We start from the raw sequence: 17,062 nt of genomic DNA, 5'->3' as shown, positions 1-17,062 counted from the left end.
TTGATCTATAATACCTAATACCGCCCAAGATAAATACAAAATCTAGCAAGGCAAAGTCACATAGAGTAAGATACTTTTTATCGCTCTATTTCGAATCCTATGGTGCGATAGAACGTCTGCTCTATTTTTAGGTCTTCCCACAAATAAAATCATAGATCACCGTAGTGTTCTTTTAGCTGATCACTTTGTAGCTGCAACTATTTTCAATCCGTATACAGTCCCTTTGTTATTTCAGTATGACAAAAATACTAATGTCCATTAGCGTTATTGACTATTTTATCTGCTAAAGATTTAAGCTGAACCATATCCGCATAATCGAGCTTGAGGGCTTCAAAAATCTGCATGGGAACACAGCTCGCCTTTTCCTTTAATTGCAATCCTTGCTTTGTAAGTTTGATTTTGACTACCCTCTCGTCAGTTTTACTTCGTGTTCGTGTAAGCAAAGCTTTAGTCTCCAAGCGCTTCAATAGTGGCGTAAGCGTTCCATTATCCAGAAATAACTTAGCTCCTAATTGATTTACTGTTTGCTCATCATTCTCCCATAAAGCCATCATGGTGATATACTGTGGATAGGTCAAGTCAATCTCTTCAAGAATAGTTCGATACTGCTGCATAATTTCCCTATGTAGCACATACACTGAAAAGCAAAGCTGTTTATCTAATTTTAATAAATCATCCATCTTGCAAAGTTATTGAGTTTTCGAGGGATTGAAAGAGAATGATCAACTATTTATACTCAACGACAAACTCTTCCTTGGGTACTCGAACCTTTTTCATTGACGAAATCCAATCTCTCGAAGAGTCCGCCACACCAATATACATCAATGAAACGCTTTTAAGTCCATGTTTTTCTAATTGTAAAACCTCATCCACGACGCGGTTATCGAAGCCCTCGGCAGGCGTGGAATCAACGCGGAGTTCCGCTGCTTGAGCCAAAGCCAAACCTAAAGCAATGTAAGTCTGTCTTGCCGTGTGCGCAAAATTTCTTTCTGCAGCTTCATTCAGATAAATAGATTTTAACTTGTCTGTATAGGAGCCAAAGCGTCCCCTTGGCAAATCCCGTTCATCTGTAGTAAAATCATAAACTTTATCAATACGTTCTTCTGTATAACGATCCCATGCAGCGAAAACAAGCACATGTGAGCATTCACGCATACAGTCTGGATTTAGTGCTCCTTTTGCCAATTCTTCTTTCAATGCCTGATTTTCAACAATCAATATTTTAAATGGCTGTAAGCCCGAGGAAGTCGGTGCAAAGCGCGCTGCTTCAACGATTTTATCTATATTTTCTTGACTAACTTTTTTTGTCGGATCGTATGCTTTCACAGCATGACGCCATTGTAAATCTTCTATTAATGACATATAATTATATTTTTATTTTACGAGTATAACGGATAACAACGCCAACAATGCAGGAACTCCTTGTACAAAAAATATCTTTTTGCTCGCTGTAATTCCACCAAAAATACCGGCAACAAGGACACATCCTAAAAAGAACAGGCGTACATTGTGACTCCAGATGGGGTCATTGATTAAAAAAGACCAGGCTAAACCTGCAACGAGAAAGCCATTGTAGAGCCCTTGATTTGCAGCAAGCCCCTTCGTTGGCTTAAATAATTCTGCCGGGAGAGCCTTTCCAAAACTACGTTTTCCTGCAGTTTCCCAAGCAAACATTTCCATCCATACAATGTATACATGTTCTAAAAGTACGAGTGCTGTAAGCACGTTGGCAATATAATTCATATATTATTCGTTAGTTGATACCGTCAATTTGACATCCATATTAGCCCTAGTTGCATTTGAATAAGGGCACACTTGATGTGCTTTTTCAATTAATTGTTGTGCTAACTCTAAGCTTACGCCAGGTATATTTGCATGTAATTCTGCAGCCAATCCAAAACCACCATTATCCAATTGTCCAATACTCACATGTGCAGTTACCGAAGTCTCTCCAGTTTTTACTTTTTCTGACCTAATGACCAAATTCAAGGCACTATCAAAACACGCAGCGTAACCTGCAGCAAAAAGCATCTCTGGATTGGCATAATCATCATTCGCACCTCCTAGTCCTTTTGGCATACGAACAGCTAAATCCAGTACACCATTTTCACTTCTTACCTGACCGTTTCGTCCTCCTTTGGCTGTCGCGCCGATGTTATATAACGTTTTCATATTTCAATTTGTTTTGTTTGTACAAATGTATGGTAAGAAATTATATTGTGCAAAATATAATATTGCAATTTACATTAAGATGAGAATAGCAATATCTTGAAAACATGACTGCGTGTATCGAATGTAATCTAAAACCAGTACATTTGATTATTGCAAATCGGGTTTAAATGAAAACAACTTCCATTGAACAGTTTTATCAGGAGATCAATGCGAGCATCCCACAGGAGATCGCAAGAGAGATTGGTCATTTTAATGTATTCAGCTTTGAGGAGCTTGCAGCTACATTAAAAGATAAACCGATCATGCCCTACAATAAGCGTACCTACTACAAAATAAGCTTAATCACAGGGAAAAACACGGCTGAATATGCCGACAAAGTGATCGAAATTGATGAATCCGCACTTGTATTTGCTACCCCAAAAGTTCCTTACCATTGGATACCGAAAGATGAGCATCAGAAGGGTTATTTCTGCGTTTTCACCGATGAATTTCTAACCCGAAATAAAAGTGGTGTTAACATAGATGATCTCCCTATCTTTCAACCGGGCGGCCTTCCGATTTTTCAATTAGCAGAAGAACAACGTATTGAAATAGAGGAAATCTTCGTAAAAATAAATAAAGAGCTTTCTTCAGAGTACGTCTTTAAATACGATCTGCTGCGAAATTATGTTCTTGAGATCATTCATTATGGGCAAAAGCTGCAACCCAAAAGTATAACAAATCCCACACATAATGCCTCTAATAGAATAACCTCATTATTTATAGAATTGCTAGAAAGACAATTTCCCATTGAATCTCCAATGCAACGTTTACAATTACGGACAGCTAATGATTTTGCGGAACGACTTGCCATACATGTCAATCACCTGAATAAAATTTTAAAGGAAAATACGGGAAAAACAACCAGCCATGTCATTGCAGCCAGAGTCACACAGGAGGCAAAAATTTTACTGCGACAAACCGATTGGAATGTCTCTGAGATTGCTTATTCACTTGGCTTTGAGGAGATCGCTCATTTTTCCAATTTTTTCAAGAAGCAAACCGGCTTTGCCCCAAACATTTTTCGTTCTCAATCGTTATAATTTGAATTTCGCAAATATCCATTTGTATTTCGCAAGGAAAAGTGTAACTTTTCGGAGGATCTTTGTGCTGTTGGATCTTTAAAACAAATTAAAATGGCTACAAATAAAATAGCATTGGTAACAGGCGGAAGCCGTGGTTTAGGTAGAAACATGGCTGTTAGCCTTGCAAAAAAAGGAATCGATGTCATTCTAACCTACAATAGCAATCAGGAGGAAGCAGATCATGTAGTTGCTACGATACAATCTTTAGGTCAGCATGCAGCTGCATTCCAATTGGATGCAGGTAATGTGCAGTCTTTTGATCTCTTCATCGAACGAGTTACACAGCATATAAAACAAGAAACTGGGCAATCAAACTTCGATTTCCTAATCAATAATGCAGGAACCGCCTTATATGCCCCCTTTATAGAAACCACAGAAGAACAATTTGATACAGCTTATAACATCCATTATAAAGGGGTATTTTTTCTCACGCAGAAAGCTCTTCCCTATTTGAATGATGGTGGACGTATTATCAATATTTCCTCTGGTCTCGCACGTTTTGCATTTCCGGGATCATCTGCCTATGGCTCGATGAAAGGAGCAATCGAGGTACTGACGAGGTATCTTGCCAAAGAACTCGGTCCTCGAGGTATTGCAGCAAACGTTGTTGCTCCTGGCGCGATCGAGACTGATTTTGGTGGCGGGCATGTGCGGGATAACAAAGAAACAAATGCGCATATTGCAGCTGTTACAGCTTTAGGACGGGCTGGTGTACCTGACGATATCGGCGGTGTGGTTGCCTTCCTCTGTACCGAAGACGCAAGATGGATCAACGGACAACGTATTGAGGTATCCGGTGGAATGAATCTTTAGTAACGTACCACCTAAATAAGCACATATCTGAGGCTATTAGCTATGTGCTTATTTTAAAGTATTTCTTCACCAATTTCAACCAATTACTCACTTTTAGCACAAAAATTATAATGCTATTATCATTTTCTTCCTTACCTCGTAAATTGTAGGTTGACTGATTACCCGAATGATTATGTTTGTAGCATAAGAATATGATACAACTTGCCATAATAAGTGATATTCATGCCAATTTAATTGCATTGGATGCGGTATTAACAGATATCAAAGATAGAGGATTAACACAAATCTACTGCTTAGGTGATCTTGTTGATTTCGCTCCCTGGGGGAATGAAGTCATTGACAGAATACAAGAAAAAAACATTCCATGTTTACTGGGAAACCATGACCAAAGAATTGCTTTTGACGAAGCCATTATCCCTTTACCACACCATGATGGAATAGAGACTTCAAATCGAGAAATCGCCATCAACATAAGCAAGAAGGAGATATCGGCACCTCATAAAAAGTGGTTAGCAACATTACCCTACAACATTGAACTAACCTTCAAGCTTGGAACGAGTTTTAGGAAAATCCTTCTTGTCCATGCCAGTCTCCAAAGCAATGACGAATACATCCATGAATCAACTCCAAAGCATGCTCTATCGACCCTATTAAAGCAAAGAGCAATCGATATTCTGGTGATGGGACATACACACCATTCTTATATTCAACAGGATGGAGACGTCTTTTTTATCAATTGTGGTTCGGTGGGCCGAAGTAAGGAAAAAGACAGAAAAGCAACTTACACAATAATCACCTTATCTGAAAAACAAATTAATGCCGAGATCGTTAAAGTAGACTACCCAATATCAGCTGTCGCAAATGCAATTTACGACAGCAATATCCCCGATTTCTACGGAGACTTCTTACTTGCGAATAATACACTTTAATCATTGTCAATTTGCCACAATAGCTAAAGCTGTCGTTTCATTATTAACATAAAAATCCCCGACACATACTCCGCATTATTTTTAAAGAGAGGAGCTCCTAAAAAACAATACGATTGCATCGGGGATTTATGTACAATTGTTATTTCAAAAACAGTTTCCGAATAGCTTTATTACTAACATCCAGAAGATAGATATTACCATCTTTATCTACTACCACATCTTTTATCAGACCAAACCGTGCTGTCGATAAAGTCCCATCCGCATATCCATTCGTTCCCTTTATCAGGGTAGTTACTTCTCGTGTCGACATATTGACCATTCTAATTGCATAGTTATTATTGTCGGCAACAATCAATCTGTTATTTAATCCTGCTGTGATACCGCCTATTCCGTTGAAATATGTGTTCGTTCCAATCCCATCTTGATAGCCCGCATCCGAACCTCCAACCCAACGTTCCCCACGTGCATCACCCGATCTTACAATTTCGATCCCGTTATTGCTGCTCGTGTTCTGATCCGAATAATACAAAACTCCTTGACTATCCACAAAGGGCTTAGCCATTACCCAACTAGGTCCGGGTACCTTCGTATAACCTCCAGCCAGGTTGACTTTGTTTATTCCCTGCGCAAAACCAGCTACTGCCACATATAAATTCCCTGATAGATCTAAACACATTGCACCCGGAGAAAATCCTTTTGCATGTACAGTACGTTTGCCCGCAGGTGTAATTTTAAAAATCTGATTTGCTCGCTGATCGCTGACATAAATATTATTTTGTGGGTCAACAACTATTCCTGTAGGATAGTCGAATACAGCATTGGCACCATCTACCTGCAAAATAGATACACTTCCAGTCGGGGACACCTTTTTAACTTGTTTATTCTCCGGATCTGCGACATATAAATTTCCCTGCGCATCTATCGCCAATCCAGCTAGGTTATTGCCGAAAACCGTACTTCCTGGCCCCCCTACGAATGTCATTACACCTGCACGACGGAACGGTTGCGGTGCTAAAGCATCCTGACCGCCAACGATTACCTTTACCTCGCCTGTTGCAACACCCTGTGGTGCCTCCATAACCAACTTATTCTCACTAGCACTTGTCACAGGGGTCAAAACACCATTAAAATAAACCCTATTTTCGGCAGCATTTGTACTAAATCCAGTTCCCAATAAAGTTACACTTGTTCCCGCCAAACCATTGTCTGGACTTATAGAACGAATACCAAGCGTCTGATCCTTAAACTGTGGTCCTTCCACGGATTGATCGTTGACTACAACCCTTACCTTTCCAGATCCAGTTCCACCAGGAATGATCAACTTAAGCTGATTTTCACTACTTGAAGAAATAGCAACTTGCTTTCCATTTATAAAAACCTGATTTTCATCAAGTTCTTTACTAAATAATAGCCCATTTATTATCATTTCAGCCCCTTTTGGGCCACTCAAAGGAGAGACTGCGCCGATTTCAGGCTTGCCTACAACCGTAAATTTCGGACCCGAAATCTTCTGTTCATTGATATTCACGGATAGAGGTCCGGTACTGACACCAGCTGGAGCCACTACGACAATTTTTTCAGGACTAGACTCCAATACGACCGCGATCTTTCCATTGAAATCAACGATATTCCCCGAATTGACTTTTTCGAAGCCTTCACCCATTAGGGTAACTTTGGTTCCCGCCCCACCTGTTAATGGTTTAATACTGCGGACGACCTGATAAGTAAAATTCTGTCCTTGCGACTTTTTACCATCCACACGAACTTCTACAGCACCATACCCCGCATCTTCGGGAATTTCTGCAACGATTAATTTATCTGTAACACTCACAACCAAAGCTTTTTTGCCATTAACATAGACTTCTGCAGGTTTATCTGTACTACCAAACCCCTCCCCATCGATCCGTAGTTGGGTGCCGCCTGTACCATTTGTCGGAAAAATTTTTGAGACTGAAAGATCTTGATAGGTATACGTACCAACATCAAAACTATTACTTCCATACTTCAAGACAATTCCGCCACTTTTGTCACCTTTTGGCACACGTAAAACAACCGATGTTGGAGTAGCGCTAATCACCTCTGCCGAACTCCCTGCAACTGTTGCAGAAAATTCTGTAATTGCCCCGCTGAAGCCTTGTCCTTCAATCGTAACTAGTGTGCCAGCTTTACCAGAATTAGGGTAATAACTATCCACTTTAGCCGGAATTTTATCGACCAATTCTTCCTTTTTACTGCAACCGATCGTCGCAATAGCCATCCATATAGATATGATGACTAGATTAATTGTATTTTTCATTGGAATAAATTCTTATAACTATATATCCGCTATCCTTTTAGGTTTTTCCCAAATGACCAAACTAGAATGTATATCGAACCCCACCTTGTATTTGTGCTCTTGAGTTAAAATAATCGATGCTATAAGGCTGCCCAGGATCACTAAAGGTAAATACGGGCCAGCTATCAGCATTTTGCCTCGGCGGAAATAATGATGGGGTAAGGCCCACACTACTCGTCGAATTAAATGTATTGGGCGAAAAATATTGAATACCCCATTTCTTGGAGATTAGATTAGTCAAGTTCATAACATCCACCGAAAATGTTATAAATTGTTTCTTTGACTTCCGAAGAAAGAGATCATGTGCAATTCGAAGATCTGCCTGTACATTCCATGGTGTACGTCCCATATTACGCGCTGTAAAATCACCCCTACGGGAGCTCAGATAATCATTACCATCAATGAACCGATTAAAAGCATCTGCTTGCTGCTGAGCAGAAAGACCATTTGCAAGATCTTTAAAGTAATGAATTGTTTCCGTCTGTCTTGGAATATAAACCAAACTTACTTGTTGTGGCAAGCCTTGTATGCTGTTATTGACGATACCATAGGTAAATGGACTTCCAGATTGCGCACTGACATACAAAGTAAAATTCGTACGTCCTGCATTACGCCAAGTTTGTTCGTAATTTATACTCGAAACGATACGGTGACGGATATCGAAATTGCTGTAAGCTAACTTTGGATTATTAGGGACAAGTGACTGATTCAGTTGCCAGTTACTTTCCATAGAATTACGTACGCCATTACTTAAATCCTTTGATTCTCCATAGGTATAGCTCAGTGTGGCATTCAATTTTTCTTTGATCGTTTTCCCAATGGTCCCTGTTATACTGTAGCGGTAACCTTGATTGGTATTACTCAGAAGATATACATTCGAGAAACGATTATCCACAGTACCGCTATAAACAGGTTGTTGTTTATTGAGGTCATACCCATACCATAATGGGTTATCCTTGTTGTTCAGCTGCTGAAATAGAACATCTTTAATATTCTTTGTATAAATACCTTCAACCGTAAATTTCCAGCTTTCAACCTTGTAATCTATACCCAAGCTGGACCGCAACACCTGTGGCAGCACAAAATTGTTATCGACCAGATCAACCTGCGTTTTTCCGGTACTTGGATCATTTATGACAGCGCCATTCTGCGCTATAAACTCACCTATTCCATTCGGACTTGGCTTTATAGGGTCAGACCCAGGTGCAAATGGTTTCTGGTCTGCTTTTTGATCGAAAGCACCATAACTGTTACCCGTATTATAGTATGCATAAGCCAACCAGGCAAACGGTATACGTCCTGTAAACAAACCGGCGCCACCCCGGACAGTCAGTTGCTTATTGTCCATTGCCTCCCATCGAAAGCCAATTCTCGGAGACAACTGTATTCTATTTAGAAACTCATTTCTTAACCGATTTGGTGGCGTATAGGTGTAGGTTGTGCCAAAAGTGGGGTCAGAACACATGTCATTGACTTTATCACTTCGTGTCGGCATTGTTGGCAATGCTGCCAAATCCGCACGGAGTCCAGGTATGATTTGGAAACGATCATTTATAAGGATTTCATCCTGAATGTAGAGACTATACATATCAACAGAGAAGTTAGCCGCGGGATGATCCAAAATGTAAGAACGTGAATTATCCTTATAGTTGTAACTTCCTCTCACGCGATACGGAACATTCGCGACGAAATCCGCAATACTATTGTAATCAACCCGACCATTCCAACTGTTAACAAACCCATACCGAATGCGATAAAGCTCATTATGTGTTCCAAATAACAATTTATGCCTACCTTTTGTCCAATTTAGATTGGCCGTAATCTCCCAGGTACCTTGTCGCATATTAAATATACTAGCTTCACGATCAGTTCCAAGATAAATTGTTGTGCCCGGTGTACGCCCCTGTATCTGTACCTGAGGTAAGGAAGGATCACTCAAAGGGTCACGCCGATCATTTACCTGTGTATATCCCAACACAATATTGGAAGAAAGATTATTACTGAATCTACTTTTCAATTCTGCAACGGTACTTGTTTGGTTGTTCTCTTGTTCAAAGGCCATACTACTGAACCGAAAATCCTGTTGATCCCGATCCATATGAGTTGCTTTACTAAAGATTGTATTGTTACGGATTGCCAACTGATGTTTGGCATTTATATTCCAGTCTAAACGATTGAAAAACTTGGTTGACCGGGACCAATTTGTATAATTACCTGCGGTTCCAATATTAAAAATATCACCATAGCGAGAACGAGCGGCTTCGGCTATTGCTTCTACATCTCGCTGCTCCAGAATATGAGCTGTTTCAATAGTTCCAACACGCAACTGCGTAGGATCTTGGCGCCTGGTAAACTCCTCATTACTGAAAAAGAATAATTTATCTTTTATTAAAGGAAATCCTATTCGGAAACCTGTTTGATAATCATAAAAATCTCTATTCATTTTCCCCAAAGTTCCCACACGGTCCTTACCCGTTAACGCAGCATTCCGTCCATAGGCGTAAACCGAACCTTCAACTTGGTTTGTACCACTTCGAGTGACAGCATTGACCGAGCCGCCTGTAAAATTTCCGATCTTGACATCGTAGGGAGCCAAATATACTTGCATATCCTGAATGGCATCTATTGATATGGGGTTTGTTCTTGTACTGCTCCCCGCCATTCCTGAGGTCCCCGTTTGTCCGCCAAGAGAGGGGCTAAAACCTATTGCATCATTATTGATGGCACCGTCTATCGTGACATTATTATACCTAAAGTTTGTACCACCGAAACTATTATCGCGACTTCCTTGAGGTGTAAGCCGGGTTACATCGGTAATCGAACGGTTGACTGTAGGCATATTCCTGACTTGCTCACCACTGAAATGATTTCCGGTCCCTACTGTCCCTGCCCTTGTATCAGCTCTTCGGCCAGTCACAACAACCTCACTAAGTGTTTCATTACGCTGTTGCATAATAAAATCAGTCTGCAAGGTTTCTCCCAAACGCACAAATATATTTTCTTTACGTTCTGTTTGTAATCCAATGCTACTTACATCAACTGTATATGGACCGCCAATACGAATATTATTTAAAGTAAAACGTCCATCTTTATCGGTCGATTGCACATAACGGGTTCCCGTTGGTGTGTGTATCACAGTAACGGTCGCCTTCTCCACAAGAGTTCCACTGCTACTTTGCACCTTTCCGTTAATTGTACCCGAAGTTTCCTGCGCAAAAGAATTGATTGCTTGCAAAAGAAACAAAAAGAGTAAAATTAGCTTTAGTATTGACATTATAGGATAGAAAGTCATGGTTAATCTTCCTATGCATATACTGTCATTTTGATATCTATTCATTGCTATGTTTCATTAATTCGTTAGATAAATCTTCTTATTACTGTGTTAGCCGTAGACCCTGATCAACAATATGTAGTACCCCATCTCCGGTAAGGATATCCTGTTTCTGTAATAAGACCTCATTTGTATTTCCCAAACCCCGAAGTGTTATACCGCTAAAAGAGCCCGGAGAACTGGTATTTGGAACCAACTTAATCTCTACACTGTTACCATCTAGCATGGTTTGCTTAGACATATTTGTATTACCCGTACTCAAGATATAGTCATACACAAAACGACGGTCATGGAGAATATGATAGCGGACTATTTTTTTCAGATCGTCTAAATTGGCCAGCTCCACATCCTGCACGGATTGAAATCCCAGCAGAGTCATTGCAGCATTATTTGGTGCAAAAACTGTATAGGCTCCCTGATTTGTCTTATCGGATAAAATGCCGGTCCTTTTTATAGCACGAGCAAATATGCTGATACTCGCATCTGCGTTGATAGCATCGACAATCTTATCATGTACATAGGGAGTCATAACGCGGTCGAGCACTTGAATCAGTCCATTAGATGCAGGCAAATTTTGTGTCAATATACGTGCTCCATTCAGTGTCAGTACTGTATCAGCTCCTTTTACCCAATGTGTGGCATAGATCTTACCGCGACGTGTTTTCAATTCTTGATTGAACAGGAAAGGAAGCTTATCTAGCTCATATTTCCCATCCAGTATATGATAATTAGCGATATTAGAAACTATTGCTGCGCGTTCAGACAGTATGCTCACCACAGTTGGATAACCCGCCTTTCCAAAGGCATTGTCAGATGGAGCAAGCAAAGTATAGGGACCTTCGCCCTTTTGCAACTCTTTATCCATGTTACTGACGCGCAATGCAGCATTAAATACCGATAAATTAAAATTATCAGCAACCACCAAGTTGACCTTATTATTGTCAAAATTCGTCGTGTTTTCTTCCTTTTTACAAGCAAATAATAGATTGATCGTCAGCAAAAATAGGCTACACTTGCTATAACTAAAATTATGTCGTCTCATCTTTTATTTAAGTTTAAATCCTTTGGGAAGCAGTAGGTTATCAACAACGTGGATCGGCCCATTGACCGTATTGATATCTGTCTCAATAATATTGATCGGTGCTTGCTCAGCTTCTTTGATTTTCATTTGGATCTGGTTTACATTTTTAGAAAAAGCTAACGGCATTTTATAAGCGTATTGAACCTGACTATTCCCCCCGATATTCACATAGTAATCGTTTAACAAGGCAGGATCCAGATCATTACTATAAAAGACGGTATTATTAGATAGCGCTATGCCATAAGCAGGATCCTCAGTTGCAAACACTCTGCCCCAATTGCGATGAAAACTGAATAAAGTATCTGTCGGATATGCTCCACGTGGTTCAAAATACATGTCGTCGTATCTTACATCTCCCCTTTTAGCATTAAAAGCCAAAATATCGGCCACGCTTTTAAACCCTGCTTTTCGAAAGGCATCATCTGTTGGTGCAAAGGTGGCTGTCAGGTTAATATTAGGTATCTCATTGAAAAATGGATCCCTATCTATATCCCAGCCTCGTTGATAGGGAACTCTGGCCTCTGGATAATAGCTCAAAAATTCCTCTTTACTCATACGATATCCCCATAGAGGTTCAATATCATCCAACATTTTTTCATAAAACATTTCCTCGGACAAACGTTGGGATTCCACAAAAAAAGTAAACCTTCCGTCGGCTATGAGCGCCTCCAATATGGTCATAGTAGGCTTTTCGATCACTTTTTCCAACAAATAGATACCGCCATTTGTCGCGGGCTCATAAGCTAATTTTCCTTTAGACTTACCATTGACTAGCAAATCGCCATCTTTCACAGCGAGATAATGACGATAAGCATAAATGTCGTAACGTCTGCCAACTGGCTCGGTATTATCATAAAAAGGTACTCGATAATTTTGATTTTTTAACATCGAGCGAACCATGAGACTATATTTACCAAGTTTAATTTGGTTAAGATCTCCTAAAAAACTGTAAAATTGGACGAAATCGGCAGCTTCCTCAGTAGTCATTTTTTGAACAGTCTCTAGTGTTATTCCAACTTGCTTCAACGCATTATCGGCTGGCACCAATACGGTCACCTTTGTATTGACTCCAGCAGCCTTGATCAGTGCTACAATGTTACTTTTCTGCCATGCTGCTAAAAAAACTTTTGCTTCGTTATGCGTTGTCAATAGTTGCGTAACATCCTGTGAAGCTTCGTTTTTATAGGGAACTTCCTCCCCCACAAGCTCCGGCATGAACTCAGTTTTTTGGCAAGATAGCAGTACAGACACAGCAGTAGTACATAACAACAGCATATACCAAACGGCATTTATTGATTTATTTTTCATCTTTTCCTTTTTTTATCGCTTGATCTGGGCTCACCAGCCCTCGATCTAAATCATGTACCAGACCATTACTACACAAATAGTCCATTTTAGCGCCGACATCATAAGTTACATCAGCGAGTATAATCGAATAGAAAGTATCATTGTCCCGGAGTCTCATATTATAACTCAATTTCCAGGTCGGATAAACTTCACTGGCAAAATATTCCATATAATGTACTTTATCTTTCAAGTGGTATTTGTAATTACCGTTCGAATTAATGATCGTAAAAACCTGTGAATCCGATATAAAAAAATGTTTATCGTACATGATGTAGGCACCAAACAATACCTCAGCGACGTAATTCTTTGGAACAGCACTATCCAAAAATTCCATCGTAACGCCTCTCTTTTCTAGGGCCTCATTTGTTGGTGCAAATACTGTAAAAGGGCCTTTTCCAGCAAACTGATCCCATAGACCAAATTTCTTCAGTCCAGCCACAAAAACGGTATAGTCTTTCTTGTCACTGAGCCAATCCTGAATATTTTTTTCAAATTGTGGTTTCATGACCTTATCCAGCACATGCAAAACCCCATTGGATAAAACCACGTCTTTGCGGATCGCTTTCGCTCCGCTAAAAAACAGCATATTCACGGGATTAGTAGCCCCAGGTGATATAGAACCGATTGAGGCGTACAATTCGGAACCTTCGAGTGTTGCATACCTAAAATCCACCGAGTTGCTCGGAATATCGCTCACATATAGGCGCCTCGGGAGAATATGATAAGAAATCAGTCTCCGCAAGCTATCCTTATTCATTCGATCAAAATCGGTTGGACGAAACACACCGATCTCATTAAAAGCGAGATCGTTTGGCACGAGAACTGTAAATGGACCTTTGCCATTTAGTTCGACATTCAGACCCGTTTTCTCCAGCGCCGCATCAAAGAGGCGCATTTCATAATTATTACGAATAAAATCGGCCGCCGGTCGTATATTTTCATTAGGTTGGGGCACCGTGAGATTATCATGTTTGCAGCCTTGTAGCAGCAACATAAATAAGCACGCAGAAAACCAGCCCATGGCATGAAGCAGTGAAACCTTCTGTTCTATTTTGCTATTATATTGAATCATTTCTGCTAATTTTAGTAAATAGGTGGAGCATATTTTCGTTGTATGGTAGTTAGGTAGACGCGACCATTGACAATTTCGATCGTATTGACCGTTGCGAAAGTGCGTGGGTTATCCTTTCCCGAATGTACATTGACCAACAAATTTGGAAGCAGTGTTCCGTTTTCATTACTGGTCAACCCTACTTTTCCGTTCAGGATACAATTAAGTACAGCCCAGTTGCTACCTGTATTTCTCTCACTATCATAAAATGGATTCGTGACGGGATCCATTCCAGGTGTAAAAAAGTCAAATCGTTGCCAAATAGCTGTGCGGATACCGTTGGATTTACTACTCGCCCATAACGGAAAACTTGCATAGGCGTTCACTTCGTTTGAACTTGTATTACGTTTAACGGTCGTCAAAAAACGTCCTTGGTAACCATTTACTTTCGCAGCATAATGGCTGAGCTCTTCCTGACTTTCATAAAGTGACAAAAACACATTCATTTCATCTTTGACGCCATTTTTGAAGCTTTTCAATCGATAATCATCATCTTTTAAGCTTGCATCAGCTTCCCAGAAGCCTTTTGCACTCATATTGTAAAAGTTTACGTACACCAATGAATCTGATAATGGAAGCTTATAGAAATTTTCATGTCTCAATAAGATTCCATGATCCTTCTTTATAAAATCCCTTTGCAAAAGATGGAGTGTATAAACTTCTTTGCTTTGAAGATTGATCACCGTGTCAATCAGAATGTCATTTTTCAAACGATCTTCCAATTCAAAGAAGGGTACCGTATTTTTTGGACGATACGCAAATACGACCCTTATCTCGCCTGAGGGTACCTGAGCCCAGCTACTTAAGTCAAATCCGTTTAAAATAGGACCGACTAGAACATTTTCCTTTCCTGGATATTCGGGATTGCTTGGGTCTGTACTGTTCCCGATGTGCGAAGGATATGGGGGAGCATAAGGATCTCTTTTATCCAAGAAATCACCTACAATTTCCGCTCCTGTAAATTTTCCATCAGATCCTATTTTTGGATTGATAAGCATGCAGAAATAGGGTACTTTATCATCCTTGCTCCCCATAGTCTGTACGTAATTGACATTATTAAAAACACGTAGATAAGCCGGCTCGGCAATCTGTGTATATTCAATTTTCGTACAGGAACCAAGCAATAGTATAAAAATGGCCACTAGCCAAATACGATTTGATATATTTTGCTTTTTCATTATTTATTATGTTTGATAATGATCATTCGCGCTTTTTCTTTATCGGACAATCCCGAACCACTTTTTCCAATCAACGCTACAGTATAAATTCCTGGCTCAAATGCTGGCAGAGGCCTTCCAATGGTTGTATACAGCGATTTATTTGCTATAAACTCCGTCGATTGCAATACCTCAATATCGTCGGCCCAGACACCTGGTATTACGTCCGGTTTAGAACGATAAGCCATTATTGCATAGGGATTCGTCATAATATTTACATTGGTATAAGGCATATTAACCGAAGGAATCCCAGGTTGCAGATTTACATTGCCACTGTTCCCCAAGGGCTGTCCGTTAGGCAATGTAAAAGTGATATAAGGATTGCTTGCCGACAGATTTAAAAAGCGATTAAAGAAGAAGAATTTAAAAGCTAGCCGGCTGTATGTCCCATCGTCTTCAGCAGGTAAAGGCATAGTACCACTCAAATCATTGGAAATGAGAAGCAACTGAGCCTTTCCATTTCGGTCAGGATAGAGCCATAACGTATAATTTTGATTGCTCCGCAATTCCTGCTTTATTGTAGCGAGTACGTTTCCAGCTGCATCTATAGCCTCTATATCATATTGCTTCTGGGTAAACACACTGTAATTGCTTCCCTTTCCAAATCCGATACCGCTGGCAATAACCTTTCCATCGACCCGAAACCCTATCGATTGATCCTTATATGCATTTACACCTTGTATCCTCAAATAACTTTGATTCGTTGGCGCAGCAATATCTGTCATGATCTGAAACGAATTTTGATAGACTGAAACTGTCTCATTCAGCTCATTGGAAAAATAATTAAATCGCTGTGGGCTGACTACGATCGTATAAACACCACCAGGTTGAAAATCCTGAATCGGAGCATAAGTAAAATTAGTAGACTTCGCATAATCTTTTGGAATGGTGGAAGTCGGTAAATCAATGAGCCCGTATTCAAACCGACCTGAGCCCAAAGAAGGGAGGGGTCTGCCATCTGCTAGCAATATCTTGAATTGATAGGTTCCATAAGGCAACTCGATGTATTCAGAACTAATCTGAGAAGCTGCTATTGCACTAGTTTTTTGATCCACCAATGTACCATCGGCATAGGCTAAAGAAATTGGACCAACGAGATTTTCTTGCGGACCATTCATTCCAATAGCTGGATTTTTAATTGTCCCACTGAGATTAACAATGCGGATTTTAAAATGGTCTGGCTTAGTGGGACTAGTCATAGCACGCGTTAGTGCAACAACTTCCGGTTGACCATTCATGAATAAGGAAGGAAGCAAAAAATAATCACTAGGTTGTTCATAACTATTTTTCACCTTGACTTTTAAATCATGGTTCAAACCAAAACCCTGATAAAAGCGAGCTGCAAACGTAAGATCGGCCTCTTCTTTCTGGTCAAAAAGATCTTGTGGCACTGTCCATATCTTTGTCAAACGCCCGTCTGTTGGGAAATATGAGGTTCCAGGATATTTATGATTCCCCGGATTTAACGGATGCAACACAACAAAACTTGTCAAGCTGTCGCCATTAGCAATAACCTGATTAAAGTCAGATAGATTAACAATTCTAGTATTTGAATTTGGCCGGTTTTCAGTTACAGGACGATTGTCATTAATCACATCCAGT

Annotated in this window: 14 protein-coding genes; 3 read left to right on the top strand and 11 right to left on the bottom strand. The window is 40.0% G+C overall.

Annotated elements, in window-relative coordinates:
• Positions 1–248: 248 nt before the first annotated feature.
• The 4 genes from ACLCDV_RS05665 to ACLCDV_RS05650 are packed head-to-tail and all read right to left on the bottom strand — an operon-like array spanning position 249 to position 2,172.
• Positions 249–680 carry a MarR family transcriptional regulator gene (locus ACLCDV_RS05665; RefSeq protein ID WP_333576575.1) on the bottom strand — a complete coding sequence of 144 codons (432 nt, stop codon included), beginning with the start codon at positions 678–680 and terminating at the stop codon, positions 249–251.
• Positions 681–726: 46 nt separating this feature from the next.
• Positions 727–1,362: a nitroreductase family protein gene (locus tag ACLCDV_RS05660; RefSeq protein WP_153848460.1), complete on the bottom strand. Its 636-nt coding sequence runs from the start codon at positions 1,360–1,362 to the stop codon at positions 727–729.
• A 12-nt stretch (positions 1,363–1,374) separates the two neighbouring features.
• Positions 1,375–1,743 carry a DUF1304 domain-containing protein gene (locus ACLCDV_RS05655; RefSeq protein WP_153848459.1) on the bottom strand — a complete coding sequence of 123 codons (369 nt, stop codon included), beginning with the start codon at positions 1,741–1,743 and terminating at the stop codon, positions 1,375–1,377.
• Positions 1,744–1,746: 3 nt separating this feature from the next.
• Complete coding sequence (locus tag ACLCDV_RS05650) at positions 1,747–2,172, bottom strand: organic hydroperoxide resistance protein (RefSeq protein WP_333576578.1); 426 nt, start codon at positions 2,170–2,172, stop codon at positions 1,747–1,749.
• A 167-nt stretch (positions 2,173–2,339) separates the two neighbouring features.
• Between ACLCDV_RS05650 and ACLCDV_RS05645 the strand changes: the two genes are divergently transcribed.
• The 3 genes from ACLCDV_RS05645 (at position 2,340) to ACLCDV_RS05635 (ending at position 5,038) form a co-directional block, all read left to right on the top strand.
• Positions 2,340–3,254 carry a helix-turn-helix transcriptional regulator gene (locus ACLCDV_RS05645; protein WP_333576580.1) on the top strand — a complete coding sequence of 305 codons (915 nt, stop codon included), beginning with the start codon at positions 2,340–2,342 and terminating at the stop codon, positions 3,252–3,254.
• Between the two features lie 93 nt (positions 3,255–3,347).
• Entirely contained in the window at positions 3,348–4,109 is a 762-nt protein-coding gene (locus ACLCDV_RS05640) for an SDR family NAD(P)-dependent oxidoreductase (protein ID WP_120335413.1), read from the top strand.
• Positions 4,110–4,300: 191 nt separating this feature from the next.
• Positions 4,301–5,038 (top strand): metallophosphoesterase family protein, encoded by a 738-nt coding sequence (locus ACLCDV_RS05635; RefSeq protein ID WP_317668145.1) that lies wholly within the window; start codon positions 4,301–4,303, stop codon positions 5,036–5,038.
• A gap of 139 nt (positions 5,039–5,177) precedes the next feature.
• On the opposite strand, the gene ACLCDV_RS05630 is transcribed toward ACLCDV_RS05635, so the two are convergent.
• The 7 genes from ACLCDV_RS05630 to ACLCDV_RS05600 all read right to left on the bottom strand — a co-directional run bounded on the left by ACLCDV_RS05630 (position 5,178) and on the right by ACLCDV_RS05600 (position 17,055).
• Positions 5,178–7,334, bottom strand: coding sequence for an IPT/TIG domain-containing protein (locus ACLCDV_RS05630; RefSeq protein ID WP_411973102.1), 2,157 nt, complete (start codon positions 7,332–7,334; stop codon positions 5,178–5,180).
• 61 nt (positions 7,335–7,395) lie between these two features.
• Complete coding sequence (locus ACLCDV_RS05625) at positions 7,396–10,608, bottom strand: carboxypeptidase regulatory-like domain-containing protein (RefSeq protein WP_411973101.1); 3,213 nt, start codon at positions 10,606–10,608, stop codon at positions 7,396–7,398.
• 139 nt (positions 10,609–10,747) lie between these two features.
• On the bottom strand, positions 10,748–11,746 hold the full coding sequence (locus tag ACLCDV_RS05620) for a fasciclin domain-containing protein (RefSeq protein ID WP_411973100.1): 999 nt from the start codon (positions 11,744–11,746) through the stop codon (positions 10,748–10,750).
• A 3-nt stretch (positions 11,747–11,749) separates the two neighbouring features.
• Positions 11,750–13,093 carry a hypothetical protein gene (locus ACLCDV_RS05615; RefSeq protein WP_411973099.1) on the bottom strand — a complete coding sequence of 448 codons (1,344 nt, stop codon included), beginning with the start codon at positions 13,091–13,093 and terminating at the stop codon, positions 11,750–11,752.
• Complete coding sequence (locus ACLCDV_RS05610) at positions 13,083–14,204, bottom strand: fasciclin domain-containing protein (protein WP_411973098.1); 1,122 nt, start codon at positions 14,202–14,204, stop codon at positions 13,083–13,085. The genes ACLCDV_RS05615 and ACLCDV_RS05610 overlap by 11 nt, the downstream gene beginning before the upstream one ends.
• 11 nt (positions 14,205–14,215) lie before the next feature.
• A complete protein-coding gene (locus ACLCDV_RS05605) occupies positions 14,216–15,421 on the bottom strand; it encodes a hypothetical protein (RefSeq protein WP_411973097.1) in 1,206 nt (401 codons plus the stop codon).
• Entirely contained in the window at positions 15,421–17,055 is a 1,635-nt protein-coding gene (locus tag ACLCDV_RS05600; RefSeq protein ID WP_333576597.1) for a DUF4397 domain-containing protein, read from the bottom strand. Before ACLCDV_RS05600 ends, ACLCDV_RS05605 begins: the two co-directional genes overlap by 1 nt.
• Positions 17,056–17,062: the final 7 nt, after the last annotated feature.

Origin of the sequence: Sphingobacterium sp. Lzh-3 (assembly GCF_046764375.1) — a bacterium.
Classification (GTDB): Bacteria; Bacteroidota; Bacteroidia; order Sphingobacteriales; family Sphingobacteriaceae; genus Sphingobacterium.
Note: the sequence above shows the minus strand (reverse complement) of the source record. Positions and strands in the feature narration are given on the sequence as shown.

Bases quoted from the DNA above. Each gene is read 5' to 3' on its own strand.
- ACLCDV_RS05665 (WP_333576575.1), bottom strand. From the start codon at position 680: ATGGATGATTTATTAAAATTAGATAAACAGCTTTGCTTTTCAGTGTAT.
- ACLCDV_RS05660 (WP_153848460.1), bottom strand. From the start codon at position 1,362: ATGTCATTAATAGAAGATTTACAATGGCGTCATGCTGTGAAAGCATAC.
- ACLCDV_RS05655 (WP_153848459.1), bottom strand. From the start codon at position 1,743: ATGAATTATATTGCCAACGTGCTTACAGCACTCGTACTTTTAGAACAT.
- ACLCDV_RS05650 (WP_333576578.1), bottom strand. From the start codon at position 2,172: ATGAAAACGTTATATAACATCGGCGCGACAGCCAAAGGAGGACGAAAC.
- ACLCDV_RS05645 (WP_333576580.1), top strand. From the start codon at position 2,340: ATGAAAACAACTTCCATTGAACAGTTTTATCAGGAGATCAATGCGAGC.
- ACLCDV_RS05640 (WP_120335413.1), top strand. From the start codon at position 3,348: ATGGCTACAAATAAAATAGCATTGGTAACAGGCGGAAGCCGTGGTTTA.
- ACLCDV_RS05635 (WP_317668145.1), top strand. From the start codon at position 4,301: ATGATACAACTTGCCATAATAAGTGATATTCATGCCAATTTAATTGCA.
- ACLCDV_RS05630 (WP_411973102.1), bottom strand. From the start codon at position 7,334: ATGAAAAATACAATTAATCTAGTCATCATATCTATATGGATGGCTATT.
- ACLCDV_RS05620 (WP_411973100.1), bottom strand. From the start codon at position 11,746: ATGAGACGACATAATTTTAGTTATAGCAAGTGTAGCCTATTTTTGCTG.
- ACLCDV_RS05615 (WP_411973099.1), bottom strand. From the start codon at position 13,093: ATGAAAAATAAATCAATAAATGCCGTTTGGTATATGCTGTTGTTATGT.
- ACLCDV_RS05610 (WP_411973098.1), bottom strand. From the start codon at position 14,204: ATGATTCAATATAATAGCAAAATAGAACAGAAGGTTTCACTGCTTCAT.
- ACLCDV_RS05605 (WP_411973097.1), bottom strand. From the start codon at position 15,421: ATGAAAAAGCAAAATATATCAAATCGTATTTGGCTAGTGGCCATTTTT.